Origin of the sequence: Pseudoalteromonas sp. S3776, assembly GCF_005886915.1 — a bacterium.
Classification (GTDB): Bacteria; Pseudomonadota; Gammaproteobacteria; order Enterobacterales; family Alteromonadaceae; genus Pseudoalteromonas.
In genome coordinates, this window is sequence record NZ_PNCU01000103.1 from 1 (window position 1) to 304 (window position 304).

At 36.8% G+C, this 304-nt stretch carries 1 protein-coding gene; it reads right to left on the minus strand.

Features of this window, described 5'->3' with window-relative positions; translation table 11 throughout:
* On the minus strand, nucleotides 1-304 hold a 304-nt coding region (locus tag CWC16_RS20070), incomplete at both ends, for a hypothetical protein (RefSeq protein ID WP_212747450.1).

The window sequence follows — 304 nt, forward strand, 5'->3', positions numbered from 1 at the left end:
ACCATCTTTATTATAGATAGGATTGGTAGGATTGAACTGTAAAGTAGCACCTAACAAACTACCTTGGTAACCTGCATTATTAGATAATGGAGGATACTGGTTACGGGTGTTAGAATAAGTAAGATTAGCGTCAAAACGGGCTTTGTCTTTCCAGAATTTCTGAGAGAAATTAATACGTCCTGTGGCACGCTTTAAGCTACTGTTTCTTACAATACCTTGTTGGTCGTCGTAAGAACCACTTAAACGTAAGGTTGTTCCTTTATAATTGTAACCCCAACTTAAATTATATGCTTGAGAAATAGCG